21 protein-coding genes and 1 pseudogene are annotated in these 18,138 nt (G+C 72.8%); 17 read left to right on the top strand and 5 right to left on the bottom strand.

Annotated features, from left to right (window positions below):
* The first annotated feature begins 41 nt into the window (after positions 1-41).
* Positions 42-284, top strand: coding sequence for a DUF1049 domain-containing protein (locus ACIRS4_RS05610; protein WP_404190422.1), 243 nt, complete (start codon positions 42-44; stop codon positions 282-284).
* Positions 285-297: 13 nt separating this feature from the next.
* Entirely contained in the window at positions 298-864 is a 567-nt protein-coding gene (locus ACIRS4_RS05605; RefSeq protein WP_404190419.1) for a GNAT family N-acetyltransferase, read from the top strand.
* 84 nt (positions 865-948) lie between these two features.
* Here the strand turns inward: ACIRS4_RS05605 and ACIRS4_RS05600 are convergent, their stop codons facing one another.
* The gene (locus tag ACIRS4_RS05600; RefSeq protein ID WP_404190417.1) at positions 949-1,299 is read right to left on the bottom strand and encodes a VOC family protein; all 351 of its coding nucleotides are present in this window, start codon (positions 1,297-1,299) and stop codon (positions 949-951) included.
* A 104-nt stretch (positions 1,300-1,403) separates the two neighbouring features.
* Between ACIRS4_RS05600 and ACIRS4_RS05595 the strand changes: the two genes are divergently transcribed.
* Both ACIRS4_RS05595 and ACIRS4_RS05590 read left to right on the top strand, forming a co-directional pair.
* Positions 1,404-1,862, top strand: a complete 459-nt coding sequence (locus tag ACIRS4_RS05595; RefSeq protein WP_404190414.1) for a phage holin family protein — start codon at positions 1,404-1,406, stop codon at positions 1,860-1,862.
* 6 nt (positions 1,863-1,868) lie between these two features.
* Entirely contained in the window at positions 1,869-2,921 is a 1,053-nt protein-coding gene (locus ACIRS4_RS05590; protein ID WP_404190411.1) for an SDR family oxidoreductase, read from the top strand.
* A 92-nt stretch (positions 2,922-3,013) separates the two neighbouring features.
* On the opposite strand, the gene ACIRS4_RS05585 is transcribed toward ACIRS4_RS05590, so the two are convergent.
* Positions 3,014-3,967, bottom strand: a complete 954-nt coding sequence (locus ACIRS4_RS05585) for a TIGR03557 family F420-dependent LLM class oxidoreductase (RefSeq protein WP_404190409.1) — start codon at positions 3,965-3,967, stop codon at positions 3,014-3,016.
* Positions 3,968-4,137: 170 nt separating this feature from the next.
* Here ACIRS4_RS05585 and ACIRS4_RS05580 point away from each other — a divergent pair, with 170 nt between their 5' ends.
* From ACIRS4_RS05580 to ACIRS4_RS05525, 12 genes are all read left to right on the top strand, one after another.
* On the top strand, positions 4,138-6,063 hold the full coding sequence (locus ACIRS4_RS05580) for an FAD-dependent oxidoreductase (RefSeq protein WP_404190406.1): 1,926 nt from the start codon (positions 4,138-4,140) through the stop codon (positions 6,061-6,063).
* A 138-nt stretch (positions 6,064-6,201) separates the two neighbouring features.
* A complete protein-coding gene (locus tag ACIRS4_RS05575) occupies positions 6,202-8,058 on the top strand; it encodes a transketolase (RefSeq protein ID WP_404190403.1) in 1,857 nt (618 codons plus the stop codon).
* A gap of 161 nt (positions 8,059-8,219) precedes the next feature.
* Positions 8,220-8,621, top strand: coding sequence for a gas vesicle protein (locus ACIRS4_RS05570; protein WP_404190401.1), 402 nt, complete (start codon positions 8,220-8,222; stop codon positions 8,619-8,621).
* A 58-nt stretch (positions 8,622-8,679) separates the two neighbouring features.
* Positions 8,680-9,108, top strand: a complete 429-nt coding sequence (locus tag ACIRS4_RS05565; protein ID WP_404190398.1) for a gas vesicle structural protein GvpA — start codon at positions 8,680-8,682, stop codon at positions 9,106-9,108.
* Positions 9,105-9,866: a GvpL/GvpF family gas vesicle protein gene (locus ACIRS4_RS05560; RefSeq protein ID WP_404190395.1), complete on the top strand. Its 762-nt coding sequence runs from the start codon at positions 9,105-9,107 to the stop codon at positions 9,864-9,866. Before ACIRS4_RS05565 ends, ACIRS4_RS05560 begins: the two co-directional genes overlap by 4 nt.
* Before the next feature lie 41 nt (positions 9,867-9,907).
* Complete coding sequence (locus tag ACIRS4_RS05555) at positions 9,908-10,168, top strand: gas vesicle protein GvpG (RefSeq protein ID WP_404190392.1); 261 nt, start codon at positions 9,908-9,910, stop codon at positions 10,166-10,168.
* The gene (locus tag ACIRS4_RS05550) at positions 10,165-10,851 is read left to right on the top strand and encodes a DNA primase (RefSeq protein ID WP_404190389.1); all 687 of its coding nucleotides are present in this window, start codon (positions 10,165-10,167) and stop codon (positions 10,849-10,851) included. Before ACIRS4_RS05555 ends, ACIRS4_RS05550 begins: the two co-directional genes overlap by 4 nt.
* Positions 10,848-11,987, top strand: coding sequence for an SRPBCC family protein (locus ACIRS4_RS05545; protein ID WP_404190386.1), 1,140 nt, complete (start codon positions 10,848-10,850; stop codon positions 11,985-11,987). Before ACIRS4_RS05550 ends, ACIRS4_RS05545 begins: the two co-directional genes overlap by 4 nt.
* Entirely contained in the window at positions 11,984-12,328 is a 345-nt protein-coding gene (locus ACIRS4_RS05540; protein ID WP_130437765.1) for a gas vesicle protein, read from the top strand. Before ACIRS4_RS05545 ends, ACIRS4_RS05540 begins: the two co-directional genes overlap by 4 nt.
* Positions 12,325-13,131, top strand: coding sequence for a GvpL/GvpF family gas vesicle protein (locus ACIRS4_RS05535; RefSeq protein WP_404190383.1), 807 nt, complete (start codon positions 12,325-12,327; stop codon positions 13,129-13,131). The genes ACIRS4_RS05540 and ACIRS4_RS05535 overlap by 4 nt, the downstream gene beginning before the upstream one ends.
* The gene (locus ACIRS4_RS05530) at positions 13,128-13,316 is read left to right on the top strand and encodes a gas vesicle protein (protein ID WP_358798998.1); all 189 of its coding nucleotides are present in this window, start codon (positions 13,128-13,130) and stop codon (positions 13,314-13,316) included. Before ACIRS4_RS05535 ends, ACIRS4_RS05530 begins: the two co-directional genes overlap by 4 nt.
* Positions 13,313-13,597: a gas vesicle protein K gene (locus tag ACIRS4_RS05525; protein ID WP_358798997.1), complete on the top strand. Its 285-nt coding sequence runs from the start codon at positions 13,313-13,315 to the stop codon at positions 13,595-13,597. Before ACIRS4_RS05530 ends, ACIRS4_RS05525 begins: the two co-directional genes overlap by 4 nt.
* Before the next feature lie 57 nt (positions 13,598-13,654).
* Here the strand turns inward: ACIRS4_RS05525 and ACIRS4_RS05520 are convergent, their stop codons facing one another.
* The gene (locus tag ACIRS4_RS05520) at positions 13,655-14,485 is read right to left on the bottom strand and encodes a class I SAM-dependent methyltransferase (RefSeq protein ID WP_404190379.1); all 831 of its coding nucleotides are present in this window, start codon (positions 14,483-14,485) and stop codon (positions 13,655-13,657) included.
* Between the two features lie 96 nt (positions 14,486-14,581).
* A pseudogene (locus ACIRS4_RS05515) lies at positions 14,582-15,202 on the bottom strand (phosphatase PAP2 family protein); the annotation flags it as partial.
* Positions 15,203-15,349: 147 nt separating this feature from the next.
* On the opposite strand from ACIRS4_RS05515, the gene ACIRS4_RS05510 reads away from it, so the two are divergent.
* Positions 15,350-16,969, top strand: coding sequence for an ABC-F family ATP-binding cassette domain-containing protein (locus ACIRS4_RS05510; protein WP_404190376.1), 1,620 nt, complete (start codon positions 15,350-15,352; stop codon positions 16,967-16,969).
* 41 nt (positions 16,970-17,010) lie between these two features.
* Here ACIRS4_RS05510 and ACIRS4_RS05505 read toward each other — a convergent pair whose 3' ends face one another.
* A complete protein-coding gene (locus tag ACIRS4_RS05505) occupies positions 17,011-18,114 on the bottom strand; it encodes a Vms1/Ankzf1 family peptidyl-tRNA hydrolase (protein ID WP_404190373.1) in 1,104 nt (367 codons plus the stop codon).
* Between the last annotated feature and the right edge of the window lie 24 nt (positions 18,115-18,138).

Genomic DNA, 18,138 nt, shown 5'->3' with positions numbered 1-18,138 from the left:
CCCGCCGTGCGGGCGGGCGAGGCCGGGCTCACGCTGGTCGCATGAGCGCGAAGACCTCCGAGAGCGGCGGGAAGACCGGCGGCCAGGGCACCGGGGCGACGCCCGCCCGGATCACCGTGTCGGCGCTCGCCGTCCTCGCCGTCGTCTTCATCTTCGAGAACACCGGCGCGACCAGGATCAGACTGCTGGTGCCGGAGGTGACCATGCCGCTGTGGACGGCCCTGCTGGCCACCGGCGTCATCGGCGCGCTGTGCGGCGCCTACGCGGTGCGACGGCGCGGCTGACTACGCTGGCCGGATGCCGCACACCGCATCGCGCTACCTCGCCGAGGGCCCCCGCGTGGGCATACGCCACCTCACCCACGCGGACGGGGCCGAGTTCACCGCCCGCGTCCGCGAGAGCCACGACCTGCACCGCCCGTGGCTGTTCCCGCCGGCCACCCCCGACGCGTACACCGCGTACGCGGACCGGCTGATCCAGGACTCCTCGAAAGCCGGCTTCCTGGTGTGCACCAAGGACGACGGGGCCATCGCCGGGTTCGTCAACATCAACAACATCGTCCAGGGCGCCTTCCAGAACGGGGCGCTGGGCTACGGCGCGTTCGCGCACGCCGCCGGGCGGGGACTGATGCGCGAGGGGCTCGGCCTCGTCGTGGGCCACGCCTTCGGCCCGATGCGGCTGCACCGCCTGGAGATCAACGTCCAGCCCGGCAACGCCGCCTCGATCGCCCTCGCCCGGGGCGGCGGCTTCCGCCTGGAGGGCTTCTCCCCGGGGATGATCTACATCGACGGCGACTGGCGAGACCACCAACGCTGGGCCCTCACGGCCGAAATGAGACCCGCACCCGCCCCGGAACCCCGTTGAACGCGCGACCGGGCGTCGGCGAGGATGCCCGGAGGCGGAATCTGGTCGTCGTGGCTCTCGGGCGGGGATGAGCGGGGGTGGCCGTCAGTCTCGGCGGCGGTCGACGTATTCGTAGAGGGTGCCGTCAGGGTGGCGGGCGACCAGGTTGCGGCCCACCGGGGTCGACACCGGGCCCGCCAGGACGTCCGCGCCCAGGTCGGTGAGGGTCTTGTGGGCCTCGTCCACGTCCGTGACGGCGATCGTCGCCACCACCTTGCGCAGCACCTCCAGCTCGGCGGCGGGACCGCTCATCAGCAGGAAGCAGCCGACCGCCGCGACCTGCACCCCGGCGCGCTCGAAACGCAGCGCCGGGGCGTTCGTGAGCCGCTCGTAGAAGGGGACCGCGGTCTCCAGGTCGTCGACGCAGACCCGCAGCGTAGTTCCGAGAATCTCCATGCCGGAAAGCGTAGTTGGGGCGGCCGCGCGGACGCGGCGCCTTCACTTGATCCCCTCGACGTCCCCCGGTGTTACCCGTCGCACACCCCGGGTACCCGAGCGCAATGGAGCGCATGGATCACCTGGAGCATCTGGACAAGCACCTGGTCGACGAGCTGGCGCAGGTGGCACGCGAGACCATCCGGGAGGAGGTGCGCGAGCAGACCCGCAAGCAGCGCCGTACGGCCGTGCTGTACGCCTCGTCCGGCGCCCTCGCCCTGTACGCGGGCGCCGCCGTCTCCCTCGCCGTGGGCCTGGCGTTCGCCCTTGTGCTGCCCGACTGGGCCGCCGCGCTGATCACCGCGGCCGTTCTCGGCGTGCTGGCGTACGTGCTGCGCGGCGCCGCCCGGCCGCACCGCCACACGAGCGGCCGCCCGGAGGGCGCCGGGGCCGGACTCGCCGCCCCGCCCGTGGGCACGCCCGCCGGCGGTCTCGGCATGTCCGTCCCGCCGATGCCGTCCACCCCGCCCGACGTGCCGCGTCAGGGCGGCGCCGGCCCCGACGTCCCGAACCACCGGGTGTGATGCCGGATGCGCGCACCGTGGAAGACGGCGGCGGACGACGGACGCCGGGTCGTCGTGGTGACCGGGGCCAGCGGCGGAGTGGGGCGGGCCACCGCCCGCGCCTTCGCCGCCCGGGGCGACCGCGTCGCCCTGCTGGCCCGGGGCCGTGAGGGCCTCGCCGCGGCCGCCGACGAAGTGCAGCGGGCCGGCGGCGAGGCGCTGACCGTGAGCGTCGACATGGCCGACGCCAAGGCGGTCGAGGACGCGGCGCAGCAGGTCGTCGACGCCTACGGCCGCATCGACGTATGGGTCAACGACGCCTTCACCGGCGTCTTCGCCCCGTTCACCGAGATCACCCCCGACGAGTTCCGCCGGGTGACGGAAGTGACGTACCTGGGCTTCGTGTTCGGCACGCGCGCCGCGCTGCGGCACATGCTGCCCCGCGACCGCGGCACGATCGTCCAGGTCGGTTCCGCGCTCGCCTACCGCGGGGTGCCCCTGCAGGCGGCGTACTGCGGGGCCAAGCACGCCATCCAGGGGTTCAACGAGTCGCTGCGCTGCGAGCTGCTGCACTCCCGCAGCCGGGTGCGGACGACGATGGTGCAGTTGCCCGGCCTCAACACCCCGCAGTTCGACTGGGTGCTGGACCGGATGCCGGGCCGTGCCCGCCCGGTGGCGCCCGTGTACCAGCCCGAGATCGCCGCCCGGGCGATCGTGCACGCCGCCGGCCACGCGCGGCGGCGCGAGTACTGGGTGGGCGGTTCCACCGCGGCCACCCTCATCGCCAACGCCGTGATCCCCGGCCTCCTCGACCGCTATCTGGCCCGCACCGCCTTCGGCGCGCAGCAGGAGGAGGACGGGGCCCGGGGCGACCACGGCCCGGGCAACCTGTGGGATCCCGCCGACGGCCCCCACGGGTACGACCACGGCGCCCACGGCCGCTTCGACGACGAGGCGATCGGGCACAGCCCGCAGGAGTGGGCCTCCCGCAACCGTGGACGGGTCGGCGCCGGGCTGCTCGCCGCGGGTGTCGGCGCGGCGGTGACGGCGGGACTGCGCCGGCGGGCACGCGCCGCCTGAACCACCGCCGTCACGCCGCAGGCCGGGACCCCGCCGTCGTGGGTCCCGGCCTGCGGCGTCGGGGGCGGCTCAGGACAGCTGTCGGGGGCGGCTCAGGACAGCTGCGGCAGCACCTTCGTGCGGTAGAAGTCGAAGAAGCCCCGCTGGTCCGGGCCGATCTGGTTGACGTAGACCCGGTCGAAGCCGGCGTCGGCGAACGCGGTGAGCGCCGAGACGTGTTCGTCGACGTCGTCGCCGCACACCCGGTTCTCGCGCACCATGTCCTCGGTGACCAGCGACTGCGCCTGCTCGAAGTGACGGGGCGTGGGCAGGACCTGGCCCAGCTCGCCGGGAAGCAGTTCGTTCGCCCACAGGCGGTGCGCCGTTCGGAGAGCCTCGTCGCGGTCCGGACCGTAGCAGACCTTGGTGCCGCCGCTGACCGGCTTGCCGCCGCCCCCGCCCTTGCGGAACTGCTCCACCATCGTCTCCTCCGGCATCATCGTGATGTAGCCGTCGGCGACGCGGGAGGCGAGCGCCGTCGCCTTCGGGCCGAAGCCGGAGATGTCGATCGGCACCGGCTGGTCGGGGACGGTGTAGAGGCGCGCGTTCTCCACCGTGTAGTGGGTGCCGTGGTGGCTGACCTCCTCACCGGTGAACAGCCGGCGCATGATCTGGATCGCCTCCTCCAGCATCTCCAGACGCACCTGCGTGGGCGGCCACGCGTCGCCGAGGATGTGCTCGTTGAGGGCCTCGCCCGAGCCGACGCCCAGCCGGAACCGGCCCTCGGTCATCACCGCCGCGGTGGCGGCGGCCTGCGCCACCACCGCCGGGTGCATCCGCACCGTCGGGCAGGTCACCGCCGTCTCGATCGGCAGCGACACGGCCTCCGACAGCGCGCCGATCACCGACCACACGAACGGGCTCTGGCCCTGCGCGTCGTTCCACGGGTGGTAGTGGTCGGAGATCCACAGCGCCTGGAATCCGGCCTGCTCGGCCATGCGCGCCTGCTCGATCAGGTCGGCGGGGCCGTGCTCCTCGGTGGACAGGAAGTAGCCGTACTCGGGCATGGGGGAACCTCCGCTGGTGTGCCGCGGGTGGGTGGGGGTCGCCCGTCCGGGTACCCGGCGCCCGGCCGGGAAACCGCGACCGCCCGGACCGGGCCGACGTTTGGCCCCCCTGCCCAGGGGGACGCGGAAACCCTTGTACGACCGTACGACTCCCCAACCGGAGGCGAACCGTGAGTCGACCCCGCATCGTGATCGTCGGAGCCGGATTCGCCGGGTACCGGACAGCCCGCAGTCTGGCGCGGGCGGCCCGGGGCCGGGCCGACATCACCCTGCTCAACCCGACCGACTACTTCCTTTACCTTCCCCTGCTGCCCCAGGTGTCCGCCGGCATCCTCGAACCGCGCCGGGTCACCGTCTCCCTCTCCGGCACCCTGCCCGACGTGCGGCTGGTGCTCGGCGAGGCGGGCCGCGTCGACCTCGACGGGCGCGCCGTCCACTACACCGACCCGGAGGGCCGGGAGGGCACGCTGGAGTACGACCGGCTGGTGCTCGCCGCCGGCAGTGTCAACAAGCTGCTGCCCATCCCCGGCGTCGCCGAGCACGCGCACGGCTTCCGCGGCCTGCCCGAGGCGCTCTACCTGCGTGACCACGTCACCCGGCAGGTGGAGCTGGCGGCCACCGCCGACGACCCCGAGGAGCGCGCGGCGCGCTGCACGTTCGTGGTGGTCGGCGCCGGCTACACCGGCACCGAAGTCGCCGCGCAGGGACAGCTGTTCACCGACGCGCTGGTGCGCTCGCGCCCGCTGCGCGAGGACGTACGGCCGCGCTGGATGCTCCTCGACATCGCCGACCGCGTCCTGCCCGAACTGGACGAGCGGCTCTCGCGCACCGCCGACACGGTCCTGCGCGAACGGGGCGTCGAGGTCCGGATGGGCACCTCCGTGAAGGAGGCCACCCGTGACGGGGTCCTGCTCACCGACGGCGAGTCCGTCGACACCCGCAGCCTGGTGTGGTGCGTGGGCGTACGGCCCGACCCGCTCGCCGAATCCCTGGGACTGCCCCTGGAGCGTGGCCGGCTCCTGGTCGAGCCGACGCTGCAAGTCCCGGGCCGGCCCGAGGTGTTCGCCTGCGGCGACGCCGCCGCCGTGCCCGATCTGGAGAAGCCCGGACAGTACACGCCGATGACGGCGCAGCACGCCTGGCGGCAGGGCAAGGTGGCCGCGCACAACATCGCCGCCTCGCTGACCGGCCGCGAGCTGCGGCCCTACCGGCACAAGGACATGGGCTTCGTCGTCGACCTCGGCGGGGTCAAGGCGGCCGCCAACCCGCTGGGCGTCCATCTCTCCGGGCTGCCGGCCGGCGTGGTCACCCGCGGCTATCATCTCGCCGCCATGCCCGGCAACCGCGTCCGGGTCGCCGCCGACTGGCTCCTGGACGCCGTACTGCCGCGCCAGGGCGTCCAGTTGGGCCTGGTCCGCTCCTGGTCGGTGCCGCTGGACACCGCCTCGCCGGAGCTGGTGCGGGCCCCGAGCGAGCGGCAGGGGGCCGCCGCGTCGAGCGCGGGCGCCGTCGGCGGTGGCGGCGCGCACGGCGACGGACCGCGGACCAGGGGTGGCGGCGGGGGCGAGGACACGTCCCGGACGATCACGTCGCCGACGCCCGGGCCGGTGAAGGACGAGCCTGCGCGGCGGCGGGTGGAGCCGGAGTCCGCCGGGGCCGACGGAGCTGCCGTCGAGAGTGCCGTGGGCGGGGGTGGCGGTGAGGACGCGTCCCGGACGATCACGTCGCCGACGCCCGGGCCGGTGAAGGACGAGCCTGCGCGGCGGCGGGTGGAGCCGGAGTCCGCCGCGGCCGACGGAGCTGCCGTCGAGAGCGTTGTGGGTGGGGGTGGCGGTGAGGACACGTCCCGGACGATCACCTCGCCCACACCCGAGCCGGTGAAGGACGAGCCCGCGAAGAAGCGGCGTGACGACAAGCCCACGCGGACGGACCGCGCGCCGGGGAAGAGCGAACCCGGCGCTGAGCCCGCGAAGAATCAGCCTGGCGGTGAGGCCGCGAAGAATCAGCCGGGCGGTGAGGCCGCCAGGAACCAGCCCGGAGGCGAGCCCGCCAAGAACCAGCCCGGCGCCCGGCCCGCCCAGCGGAACCCGCGGTGAACCCGCCCGCGAGGGCCCCTCGGTGAACCGCCGGCGAGCGTGACCCCGGCGGCGACCCCGCCCCGACAGCCTTCGAGAGCCCACGACAGCCCTCGCACCCCCTACCTCCCGACCCCGGGGAAGGAGATCAGCGACCCGATGGACACCGCCGAACTCACCGATCTCGGACAGCAGTTGCGCGTAGACAGCGTCCGCGCCGCCGCAGCCGCGAAGTCCGGGCACCCGACGTCCTCGATGTCCGCCGCGGACCTCATGGCCGTCCTGCTGGCCCACCACCTCCGCTACGACTTCGACCGCCCCGCCCACCCCGGCAACGACCGCTTCGTCCTCTCCAAGGGCCACGCCTCCCCGCTGCTCTACTCCGCCTACAAGGCGGCCGGGGTCGTCGACGACGACGAGCTGCTCACCTTCCGGGAGCTCGGCAGCCGGCTCGAAGGGCATCCCACCCCGCGGCGGCTGCCCTGGGTGGAGACCGCCACCGGCTCACTCGGGCAGGGACTGCCGGTCGGCGTCGGCATCGCGCTCGCCGTGAAGCGGCTGGACCGCTCCGAGGCGCGGGTGTGGGTGCTGTGCGGCGACAGCGAGATGGCCGAGGGATCGGTGTGGGAGGCCGCCGAGCACGCGGGTCACGAGCGCCTGGACAACCTCGTGGTCATCGTCGACGTCAACCGGCTCGGCCAGCGCGGCCCGACCCGCCACGGGCACGACCTCGACGCCTACGCGCGCCGCTTCCAGGCCTTCGGCTGGCACACGGTCGAGGTCGACGGCCATGACGTGGACGCCGTGGACCGCGCCTACGGCGAGGCCCGTTCCACCAAGGGCCAGCCCACCGCGATCCTCGCCCGCACCCTCAAGGGCAAGGGCGTCGAAGCCGTCCAGGATCGCGAGGGCCTGCACGGCAAGCCGCTCCCGGACGCCGACGAGGCGATCGAGGAGCTCGGCGGGGTGCGCGATCTGCGCGTGCGGGTGCAGCCGCCGCCCGCCGCCCGGCTGCTGCACGCCGTCGCCGACGGACACCTCGACCTGCCGCGCTGGGAGAAGGGCGATCCCGAGAAGGGCGTCGCCACCCGTGACGCCTACGGACAGGCGCTCGCCGCCCTCGGCACCGCCCGCGAGGACGTCGTCGCCCTCGACGGCGAGGTGAGCGACTCCACCCGGGCCGAGTTCTTCGCCAAGGAGCACCCCGAGCGGTTCTTCGAGTGCTACATCGCCGAGCAGCAGCTCGTCGCCGCCGCGGTGGGCCTCGCGGCGCGCGGCAGGGTGCCGTACGCCTCCACCTTCGCCGCCTTCCTGACCAGGGCGTACGACTTCGTGCGGATGGCGTCGATCAGCGGGGCCGGGATCAACCTGGTCGGCTCGCACGCGGGCGTGGCCATCGGACAGGACGGGCCCTCCCAGATGGGCCTGGAGGACCTCGCGATGTTCAGGGCCGTGCACGGCTCCACCGTGCTGTACCCGTGCGACGCCAACCAGACCGCCCGCCTGGTCGCGACCATGGCCCAGCTGGACGGCGTCCGCTATCTGCGCACCTCGCGCGGCGCGAGCCCGGTGATCTACGGGCCCGACGAGGAGTTCCCGGTGGGCGGCAGCAAGGTGCTGCGCTCCTCCGGCCGGGACCGGCTCACCGTCGTGGCGGCCGGCGTCACCGTGCACGAGGCGCTCAAGGCCGCCGACGCGCTCGCCGGCGAGGGCGTCGACGTCAGGGTCGTGGACTTGTACTCGGTCAAGCCGGTGGACCGGGAGACCCTGCGGCGGGCCGCCGAGGAGACCGGCTGTCTGCTGACGGTGGAGGACCACCACGAGGAGGGCGGCCTCGGCGACGCGGTCGCGGAGGCCTTCGCCGACGGGCGGCCGGTGCCCCGTCTGGTGCGGCTGGGGGTGCGGACGATGCCGGGCTCGGCCGGTCCGGACGAGCAGTTGCACGCCGCCGGCATCGACGCCGAGTCGATCGCCGCCTCGGCGCGACTGCTGGTGGAGACGGCGGTCGTGCCGTGACGAGTGGCCCGCGCCCGCGCCCCGTCCGGCGTGACAGCGTGGACTCGCGTGGCTGATACACGTACCGCCGGTACGCAGTGATGTCCGTACGGAGGCCCAGACCCGTGCGCTCGTGAAGGTTTGGCCAAGGACCTTCAGGCCACCCGGAAGGAGAGGTGGTCATGGCGAACACGAAGAACACATCGGAGACGAAGACTTCACGGTCTTCACAGGACACCGACAGTGCTCCGGAGTCCAGCGAGCGGAGCACCCGAGACACCCGCAGGGAGGAGGACGACACCGTGGCGGACCGGCCGAGCCCCATGGAGGTGCTGCGTCAGGCGCGCGCCCAGCTCGCCGAGCTGACGGGCATGACCGCCGAGAGCGTCTCGTCCTTCTCGCAGACGGAGGACGGCTGGTCGCTGGAGGTCGAGGTCCTCGAACTCGAGCGGGTCCCCGACACCATGAGCCTCATGGCCAGCTACGAGGTGGAGCTGGACCCGCAGGGCCAGCTCACCGGCTACCGGCGCGTTCGCCGCTACGAGCGCGGACGGGCCGACGCACATCGGCGGGGCGGTCGCTAGACCGCCCGATCCCGGCACATCCCGACATTCATCCGCGAGACAAGGAGGTGCGGTCGGCATGACCGTAGTCCCGGCACAGCAGTCCGGAGGCGGAGGCGGCTCCAGCGGCCTCTACGACGTCCTGGAACTCGTTCTCGACAGGGGACTGGTCATCGACGCGTTCGTACGGGTCTCCCTGGTCGGCATCGAGATCCTCAAGATCGACATACGGGTCGTCGTCGCCAGCGTCGATACCTATCTGCGCTTCGCCGAGGCGTGCAACCGCCTCGACCTCGAGGCCGGCCCGCGCAAGAGCCCGGGGCTGCCGGAGATCGTCGGAGAGGTCACCGAGTCCGGCGCGCGCGGCAAGTCCAAGGGCGCCCTGTCCGGCGCCGCCGAGACCATCTCGGGCGCCTTCAAGCAGGCCCGCGACGAGGGCGAGTCCGAGCCGCGGCCGCGTGCCCGCAAGTCCACCGCCTCGCGCAGCCGTAAGGAGGAGCAGGAGTGAGCACCTACGTCTACGGCATCACCGCCGCCTCCCACCCGGCGCTGCCGGAGGGCCTCGGCGGTGTGGGCGACCCGCCGATGCAGATCCGGGTGCTCACGGAGGGCGACCTCGCGGCGATCGTCAGCGATGCCCCGGAGAATCTGCGTCCCAAGCGCAAGGACCTGCTCGCCCACCAGAACGTCCTCGCCGAGGCGGGCGCCGAGGGCTGCGTGCTGCCCATGCGCTTCGGGAGCGTCGCCCCCGACGACAGCGCCGTCACCGGCGTGCTCGCCGAGCGCCTCGAGCACTACAGGGAGCGGCTGGCGGCGCTCGACAACAAGGTCGAGTACAACGTGAAGGCCTCCCACGTCGAGGAGGCGGTCCTGCACCAGGTGATGGCCGAGAGCCCCGAACTGCGCGGGCTGGCCGAGGCCAACCGCCAGGCCGGCGGCGGCACCTACGAGCAGAAGCTCCAGCTCGGCGAGATGGTGGCGGCCGCGGTCAAGAACCGTGAGGCCACGGACGCGGCCGAGGTGCGCGAGTCGCTGGAGTCGCTGGCCTCCGACGTCGAGGCGGGTCCCGAGTCCACGGGCTGGCTGGCCAACGTGTCCTTCCTGGTCGACCGCGACTCCGCGGCACGGTTCCTGGAGGCGGCGGAAGCGCTGCGTGAGAGCCACCCCTACCTGGAGGTCCGGGTCAACGGGCCGCTGCCGCCGTACAGCTTCGTCGAACCCGGTCCCGCGAAGCCCGCGGTGCCGGCGGCCGAGAACGCCGTGTAGCGGCCGGCGAGCGCCGGGCGCGCGAGCGAGGGAGCAGAGAGATGGGCTTGATCTCGGAGGTGCTGCTGCTGCCGTTCGCCCCGGTGCGCGGTAGTGGCTGGGTGATCGGACAGGTGGTCAAGGAGGCCGAGCGGATCTATTACGACCCCGCTGCGGTCCGGGCCGAACTCTCCCGGCTCGAAGAGCAGTTGGAAGCGGGAGAGATCACCGAGGAGGAGTTCGACCGGATGGAGGACGAACTCCTGGACCGGCTGGAGATCGCGTCGCGCAGAAGCGCGGGAACGGACGGGACGACACGATGAACCGAATGGGACTGGGCCTCGCGGTAGGGGCCGGATATCTCCTCGGACGTACGAAGAAGATGAAACTGGCGTTCGCGGTGGGCTCCCTGGTGGCCGGCAAGCGGATGAACCTGACCCCGCGGGGCCTGGCCGACCTGGTGTCCCAGCAGTTGAAGGACAACCCGCAGTTCAAGGAGATCGGCGACCAGCTCCGCCAGGACCTGCGCGGGGTCGGCAAGGCCGCCTCCGGCGCCATGGTCGAACGCCAGATGAGCGCGCTCGCCGACCGGCTGCACAGCCGGACCTCCGATGTGCGCGACCAGCTGAACGGCGTCGTGCCCGACGCGCCCGGCTCCCGCTCGGACGACGACGAGGAGGAGCCCGAGGACGCGTACGAGGAGGAGCCCGAGGCCGCCGAGGACGACGAGGAGGAGCCCGAGGAGGCCCGCGGCGAGGAAGACGCCGACGAGGACGAGGACGAGGGCGACGAGGACGAGGGCGAGGACGAGCGCCCCGCGAAGAAGGCGGCCGGCAAGGCGCCCGCGAAGAAGGCCCCGGCGAAGAAGGCCCCGGCGAAGAAGACCGCCGCCGCCAAGCGGGCCCCCGCCAAGAAGACCGCCGCGAAGAAGACCGCGACGGCCCGCAAGACGGCGAGCAAGACGGCCTCCCGTGCCCGGGGGCCGAAGGGAGGCGGTGAGCGATGACCGAGCCCCTCGGATCCGCGACCTCCGCCGCGGGCAAGGCGACCAACGGCGCCAACCCGCTCTCAGGCCTTGCCCAGAGCGAGGCCGCCGACCGGCTGAAGGCGGAGGTGCAGGAGTACCTCGCCGCCCAGGCCCAGCGTGTCCTGACCGGCGTCGGCCGCAAGCTCGGCGAGACCACGGTCAAACTGAACGACATCGCCGACGGCAACAGCCCCGGCTTCGCCAAACTGGCCCTGGACGGCGGCCGCAAGCTCGCCGAGGGCAAGGGCCCGCTGCGCAGCGCGCTGGAAGTCGGCGCCTCCAGCGTCAAGGACAAGGTGACCGGGACCCTCAAGAACCTCGGCGGCGGCAAGGGGAAGAAGGGCAAGAGCGGCTCGGGCAACAAGCCGACCGTCATCATCGAGCAGATCGACGTCGGCGTGCCGCTGCGCACCGCCTACGACCAGTGGACCAAGTACCAGGACTTCAGCACCTTCGCCAAGGGCGTCAAGAGCGCGAGCCGTGCCGACGACACCACCAGCGACTGGCAGATGAAGGTCTGGTGGTCCAACCGCAGCTGGAAGGCGAAGACGACCGAGCAGGTCCCCGACGACCGGATCGCCTGGAGTTCGGAGGGCGCCAAGGGCACCACGAAGGGCGTCGTCTCCTTCCACCGCCTCGCGGAGAACCTCACCCGCGTGCTGCTGGTCATCGAGTACTACCCCTCCGGGTTCTTCGAGAAGACGGGCAACATCTGGCGCGCCCAGGGCCGCCGTGCCCGCCTCGACCTGAAGAACTACGCCCGCTTCATCACGCTCAAGGGTGAGGCCGAGGACGGCTGGCGCGGTGAGATCCGCGACGGCGAGGTCGTCCAGTCCCACGAGGACGCCCTGGAGGAGGAGCAGCAGGCCGAAGAGAGCGACGAGAACGGCGAGAACGGCGACCGCGAGGAAGGGGAGCCGGAGGACGGCGAGGAGTACGAGGACGAGTACGACGAGGAGGGCGAGCCCGAGGAGGAGTACGACGAGGAGGAGCCTGAGGCGGAGTACGAGGACGAGGACGCCGAAGACGCCGAGGACTCCGCGAACGGCGACGAGGACGCCGAGTACGAGGACGAGGACGAGGCCGAGTACGCCGGCGGCAGGAGTCGGCGATGACCATGCCGAGCCGGATGCCGGAGCCGTACGGCCAGAGCGGCGGAGCCAATCTCGCGGACATTCTGGAACGCGTCCTCGACAAGGGCATCGTCATCGCCGGCGACATCCGGATCAACCTGCTCGACATCGAACTGCTGACCATCAAGCTCCGTCTCATCGTCGCCTCGGTCGACAAGGCCAAGGAGATGGGCATCGACTGGTGGGAGGACGACCCGGAGCTCTCCACCCGCGCCCGCCGCGACCAACTCACGCGTGAGAACGCAGAGTTGCGCGAGCGGCTGGCGCGGCTGGAGGAGCTGGAGCTGGGTCGTGCCCGGTCCCGGGAGGAGGAGTCCACATGACCGGACTGCGCTATGTGTACGCCGTCTGCCGGCCCTTCGGCGCGCCGCTCCAGGCCCAGCTGACGGGGGTGGCGGGCGCACCGGCCAAGCTGCTGCACCACCACGGCCTCATCGCCGTCGTCAGCGACGTGCCGGTGAAGGACTTCGCCGAGGAGCCGCTTCGCTCCCATCTGGAGGACCTGGACTGGCTGAGCGCGACCGCCCGCGGCCACCAGCAGGTGATCGACGCGCTCACCGCGGTCACCACGCCGCTGCCGCTGCGGCTCGCCACTGTCTTCCGCGACGACAGCGGCGTCCGCGTGATGATGGAGGAGCGCGAGGACGACTTCCGGCGCACTCTGGACCGGCTTCAGGGCCGGGTGGAGTGGGGCGTGAAGGTCTATGTGGAGCCCCAAGCGGAGGCGGCCGGGGTCGGCGCCCGATCCGAGGCGAGCGCCAAGCCCGCCTCGGGCCGGGACTATCTGCTCCAGCGCCGGAAGCAGGCCAGGGCGCAGGACGACACCTGGCAGCGGGCCGAGCGTTTCGCCGGCCGGCTGCACACCCTGCTCTCCGAGCACGCCGACGCCGCCCGTCTCCACGCGCCGCAGAATCCCGCCCTCTCCCGGGCGTCCGGCCAGAACGTCCTGAACGCGGCCTATCTCGTGCCGCGCGCCGGGTCCGAGGAATTCGTCGAGATCGTCGACCACACCAAGGACCAGGAGCCCGGGATGCGGGTGGAACTCACCGGGCCGTGGGCCGCCTATTCCTTCGTGGACATGGAGGACCAGGAGACGGAGAGGGATTCCCAGGAGGCCGGCTCATGACCGTCGTGGAACGCCGTGAGGTCGCCCTCGTGGACCTGCTCGACCGGCTGCTCGCCGGCGGGGTCGTGATCACGGGCGACATCACCCTGCGGATCGCCGACGTCGACCTCGTCCGGATCGACCTGAACGCCCTCATCAGCTCCGTCAACGAGAACGTCTCGTCGCCTTGGGGGGATCTGGTGTGACGACTCAGCGCAAACGCCTCGATCTCGAACCCGACACCGTCGAGCGCGACTTGGTCAAACTCGTCCTCACCGTGGTGGAACTGCTGCGCCAGTTGATGGAACGTCAGGCGCTGCGGCGCTTCGACCAGGGCGATCTGAACGAGGAGCAGGAGGAGCGCATCGGGCTCACCCTGATGCTGCTCGACGACCGTATGACCGAACTGCGCGAGCGCTACGGCCTGCGGCCCGAGGACCTGAACCTGGACCTCGGGCCGCTCGGCCCGCTCCTGCCCCGGGAGTGACCCCGGGGGCCGCGCACTGCCTGTGTCAGCGGCCCCCGGCTCCCGCGGCCGCGAGGGTCAGGCGGCCGTCGCGTCCTTCCGGCACAGGATCTCTCCGTGCAGGACGCCGAACCATCCGTCCTCCCGCCGCCCCCATTCCCGCCAGGCCCGAGCCACGGCCCGCAGATCCGCCTCGGTGGCGTGCCCGCCGCCGACGGCGCGCTCGGCGTAGGCGGAGGCCACCGTGCGGTCGGCCCACAGACCGCTCCACCAGGCCCGCTCCTGCTCGGTGCTGAACGTCCAGGTCGCCGACGTGGCGGTGACGTCGGTGAAGCCCGCGGCCAGCGCCCAGGACTTCAGCCGGCGCCCCGCGTCGGGCTCCCCGCCGTTGGCGCGGGCCACCCGGCGGTACAGGTCCAGCCAGTCGTCCAGCCCCGCCGACGCGGGGTACCAGGTCATCGCCGCGTAGTCCGAGTCGCGCACGGCCACCAGCCCGCCGGGCCGGGTCACCCGGCGCATCTCGCGCAGCGCCCCCACCGGGTCGCCGACGTGCTGGAGCACCTGATGGGCGTGGACCACGCAGAACGTGTCGTCGGGGTGGTCCAGGGCGTGTACGTCGGCGACCGCGAAGTCGACGTTGGTCAGGCCGCGTTCGGCGGCGGTCGCCCGGGCGCGGTCCAGGATGCCGGGCGCGTGGTCGACGGCGGTGACGTGCCCGTCGGGAACCAGGGCCGCCAGGTCGGCGGTGATGGTGCCGGGACCGCAGCCGACGTCCAGGATCCGCATGTCGGGCGTGAGCGAGCCGAGGAGATAGGCGGCCGAGTTGGCGGCCGTCCGCCAGGTGTGCGACCGCAGCACCGACTCATGGTGCCCATGGGTGTAGACGGCGGTCTCCCGTGCTCGCGGCATGGCCGTTCCCCTCTCTCGCCAGGATCGCCTCCACTGTAGAGGGGCAGCCGCATGCTGAGACAGTTCATTCCGTCATGTGGACGGCTGCCGTGCCGCCGACGGGCCCTCCGCCTCCTCCACCCCAGCCTCCGGCGACTCGTCGCGCGCGGCCAGCAGACGGCGTACGACGAAGGCGGCGCCCGCGCCGAGGGTCGCCCCCGCCACGACGTCGACGGGGAAGTGGGCGCCCGTGTACACGCGGGACGCCGCCACCGAGAACGCGACCGGCGCCACCACCGCGCCCCACGCCGGCGACTCCAGGGCCACGCCGGTGGCGAAGGCCGCCGCCGACGCCGAGTGACCGGACGGGAAGGACGTCGTGATCGGCTGCCGCTTCAGCCGCCGCACCAGCGGCACCGGGTCCAGCGCCGGCCGCGGGCGGCGCACCGAGCGCTTGCCGACGGTGTTGATCGCCAGCGAGGCCAGGCTCAGCGAGGCGACGCCGCGCACGGCGGCCCGGCGGGCCCTGGGCGTGCGGCTCGCCGCGATCACGGCGGCCGTGGCGAACCACAGCACCCCGTGGTTCGCGCCGCGGCTCAGCCGGGGCAGGATCCGCTGCGCGCCCGGCCAGTCCCGCTCGGCGGCGAACTCGAACAGACGGCAGTCGAGGGCGAGGAGTCGGTCGCGCAGCACACCGCGACCGGGCTCGGGGGCGGTCAGATCGACATCTGGGCTCATAGGGCCGCGAGTACCCTGAGGTGGCCGTTTCCTGCCTCACCCGGGCGCCGGTACGGCCGTGCCGCCCGCACGGGAGGGCGGGGCGGACCGCCGGGCCGGGGATATCGGTTTGCCGCCCGCCGAGGGCGGCCCGCAGAATGCGTCACCATGGGACATCTGGAAGCCGCGCACCTCGAGTACTACCTCCCCGACGGGAGGGCGTTGCTCGGCGACGTGTCCTTCCGGGTGGGCGAAGGGGCCGTCGTGGCCCTCGTGGGGCCCAACGGCGCCGGCAAGACCACCCTGCTGCGGCTGATCTCCGGCGAGCTGAAACCGCACGCCGGCACCGTCACCGTCAGCGGCGGACTCGGTGTGATGCGCCAGTTCGTGGGCTCCGTGCGGGACGAGACGACCGTGCGCGACCTCCTCGTGTCCGTGGCCCCGCCCCGCATCCAGGAGGCCGCGCGGGCCGTCGACCGGGCCGAGCACGCCATCATGACCGTCGACGACGAGGCCGCCCAGCTCCAGTACGCGCAGGCCCTCGCCGACTGGGCCGAGGTGCGCGGCTACGAGGCCGAGACGCTGTGGGACATGTGCACCACGGCCGCGCTCGGCGTGCCGTACGACAAGGCGCAGTTCCGTGAGGTCCGCACCCTCTCCGGCGGAGAGCAGAAACGGCTGGTGCTGGAGGCGCTGCTGCGCGGCGCCGACGAGGTGCTGCTCCTCGACGAGCCCGACAACTATCTCGACGTGCCGGGCAAGCGGTGGCTGGAGGAGCGGCTGAAGGAGACCCGCAAGACCGTCCTGTTCGTCTCCCACGACCGCGAACTCCTCTCCCGCGCCGCCGAGAAGATCGTCTCCGTGGAGCCCGGCCCGGCCGGCGCCGACGCCTGGGTGCACGGCGGTGGCTTCGCCACCTACCACGACGCCCGGCGTGAACGCTTCGCCCGCTTCGAGGAGTTGCGCCGCCGCTGGGACGAGAAGCACGCCCAGCTGAAGAAGCTGGTGCTGAACCTGCGTCAGGCCGCCTCCGTCAGCCATGAGATGGCGTCCCGCTACCACGCCGCCCAGACCCGGCTGCGCAAGTTCGAGGAGGCGGGACCGCCGCCCGAGCCGCCGCGCGAGCAGGAGATCACCATGCGCCTCAAGGGCGGCCGCACCGGCGTAAGGGCGGTCACCTGCCAGGGACTTGAGCTGACCGGCCTGATGAAGCCGTTCGACCTGGAGGTCTTCTACGGCGAGCGCGTCGCCGTCCTCGGCTCCAACGGCTCCGGCAAGTCGCACTTCCTGCGCCTGCTCGCCGGCGAGGACGTGGCGCACACGGGGCAGTTCAAGCTCGGCGCGCGGGTCGTGCCCGGGCACTTCGCCCAGACGCACGCCCACCCCGAACTCCGGGGCCGCGCCCTGCTCGACATCCTGTGGACCGAGCACTCCCAGGACCGGGGCGCCGCCATGTCGAGGCTGCGCCGCTACGAGCTGACCGGCCAGGCCGAGCAGAGCTTCGACCGGCTCTCCGGCGGCCAGCAGGCCCGCTTCCAGATCCTGCTGCTGGAGCTGCAGGGCGTCACCGCCCTGTTGCTCGACGAGCCGACCGACAACCTCGACCTGGAGTCCGCCGAAGCCCTCCAGGAAGGTCTGGAGGCCTTCGACGGCACGGTCCTGGCGGTCACCCACGACCGCTGGTTCGCCCGCTCCTTCGATCGCTATCTGGTCTTCGGCACGGACGGCCGAGTCCGCGAGACCCCGACCCCGGTATGGGACGAACGCCGCGTGGAGCGAGTTCGCTGACCGGGATCGGGGTCCTACCGCCCCGGGCGCTCAGGACGTGGTCACTTCCAGCGGAGCAGGGCGCCCAGGCCGCCCACCGGGGTCTCCTCGGATTCCGGCGGGAGCACCAGGACCGGGGCGTCCGTGGTGACGGCCGAGCGGATCAGGGCGTCGTCCGCTCGGGCCGCCCATGAGTTCTGCTCACCCAGCGTCTTCAACTCGGTGCGCCGGACGGCCAGTTGGTCCGAGTCCTCGCCGATCCACACCTCACGGCGGGTGTCCGGCCCGTCCGCGCGGATCAGCAGTTCGTCGATCCGGTGCTCACGGGCCGCCTCGACGAGCGCGGGCACGTCCTCCACGGCCCCGGACCGGCCCTCGCCGTCGGGGGCACGGGCGGCCAGGAACCGTTCCAGTTCGGCCTCGGCCCGCCGGCGCGTGTGCTCGGCGCGGGCCGACTCCACGTCCTCGTCGAGCAGTCGGCTGCCCGCTCCGTGCGGCGCCTCGACCACCCGGTCCCGCAACCGCTGCGGCAGCCGCTCGTGCACGGCCCGCCGCTCCCGGTCGTCCCCGACCAGGACGATCAGGTCGGCGCCGGTCTCCTCTTGGCAGGCGGAGACGTTGTCGGCGATCTCCCCCGCGTTGTGCTCCCAGGTGTTCTCCACCTTCAGCTGGAAGTGCCGCTCCGACCAGTCGGCCGACGACGTGCGGTGGATCGGGTACTGCCGGCCGGTGACCGTGCCGGCCTCCTGGCGGCCCAGTCCGCTGCGCAGCTCGAGGTCCGCGCCCCGGCGGTCCACATAGGCCACCAGGCACAAGGGGTCCTGGCCGGCCAGCTCCAGCAGCGGTGTCACCCGCGGCAGCGGCGCCCACTCGGCGTGGTCGGCCTGCGGTGGGCGGGCCAGCGGCGGATCGAGGACGACCTCGCCGGCGCGGGCGAACAGGGCCCGCCCGTGCGGTTCGCCGGAGCGGCGCAACTCATCGATCGCCTTCTCCACCGCCCGGCAGGTGGCTTCGTCCGCGCCCTGCTCGGCCAGCTGTCGCGCCATCGCGGCGGCCGTCAGACGCCGTTCGTGCGGGGTGGACTCGGTGTGCCGTGAGGTGTCGACGTAGACGGAGGCCCAGGGGCCGGAATGTTCGTACAGTGGATGCAGAAAGGCGAGATCCATGGCTCCCTCCCGGATGCCGCTCGG

It is taken from the genome of Streptomyces sp. NPDC101166, from assembly GCF_044768125.1.
Taxonomy (GTDB): domain Bacteria; phylum Actinomycetota; class Actinomycetes; order Streptomycetales; family Streptomycetaceae; genus Streptomyces.
The sequence above is the reverse complement of the archived record's forward strand: the minus strand, read 5'-3'. Positions and strand labels throughout refer to the sequence as shown.

Coding starts and splice junctions, on each gene's coding strand:
- ACIRS4_RS05610 (WP_404190422.1), top strand. CDS start 42: ATGAGCGCGAAGACCTCCGAGAGCGGCGGGAAGACCGGCGGCCAGGGC.
- ACIRS4_RS05605 (WP_404190419.1), top strand. CDS start 298: ATGCCGCACACCGCATCGCGCTACCTCGCCGAGGGCCCCCGCGTGGGC.
- ACIRS4_RS05600 (WP_404190417.1), bottom strand. CDS start 1,299: ATGGAGATTCTCGGAACTACGCTGCGGGTCTGCGTCGACGACCTGGAG.
- ACIRS4_RS05595 (WP_404190414.1), top strand. CDS start 1,404: ATGGAGCGCATGGATCACCTGGAGCATCTGGACAAGCACCTGGTCGAC.
- ACIRS4_RS05590 (WP_404190411.1), top strand. CDS start 1,869: ATGCGCGCACCGTGGAAGACGGCGGCGGACGACGGACGCCGGGTCGTC.
- ACIRS4_RS05585 (WP_404190409.1), bottom strand. CDS start 3,967: ATGCCCGAGTACGGCTACTTCCTGTCCACCGAGGAGCACGGCCCCGCC.
- ACIRS4_RS05575 (WP_404190403.1), top strand. CDS start 6,202: ATGGACACCGCCGAACTCACCGATCTCGGACAGCAGTTGCGCGTAGAC.
- ACIRS4_RS05570 (WP_404190401.1), top strand. CDS start 8,220: ATGGCGAACACGAAGAACACATCGGAGACGAAGACTTCACGGTCTTCA.
- ACIRS4_RS05565 (WP_404190398.1), top strand. CDS start 8,680: ATGACCGTAGTCCCGGCACAGCAGTCCGGAGGCGGAGGCGGCTCCAGC.
- ACIRS4_RS05555 (WP_404190392.1), top strand. CDS start 9,908: ATGGGCTTGATCTCGGAGGTGCTGCTGCTGCCGTTCGCCCCGGTGCGC.
- ACIRS4_RS05550 (WP_404190389.1), top strand. CDS start 10,165: ATGAACCGAATGGGACTGGGCCTCGCGGTAGGGGCCGGATATCTCCTC.
- ACIRS4_RS05545 (WP_404190386.1), top strand. CDS start 10,848: ATGACCGAGCCCCTCGGATCCGCGACCTCCGCCGCGGGCAAGGCGACC.
- ACIRS4_RS05540 (WP_130437765.1), top strand. CDS start 11,984: ATGACCATGCCGAGCCGGATGCCGGAGCCGTACGGCCAGAGCGGCGGA.
- ACIRS4_RS05535 (WP_404190383.1), top strand. CDS start 12,325: ATGACCGGACTGCGCTATGTGTACGCCGTCTGCCGGCCCTTCGGCGCG.
- ACIRS4_RS05530 (WP_358798998.1), top strand. CDS start 13,128: ATGACCGTCGTGGAACGCCGTGAGGTCGCCCTCGTGGACCTGCTCGAC.
- ACIRS4_RS05520 (WP_404190379.1), bottom strand. CDS start 14,485: ATGCCGCGAGCACGGGAGACCGCCGTCTACACCCATGGGCACCATGAG.
- ACIRS4_RS05510 (WP_404190376.1), top strand. CDS start 15,350: ATGGGACATCTGGAAGCCGCGCACCTCGAGTACTACCTCCCCGACGGG.
- ACIRS4_RS05505 (WP_404190373.1), bottom strand. CDS start 18,114: ATGGATCTCGCCTTTCTGCATCCACTGTACGAACATTCCGGCCCCTGG.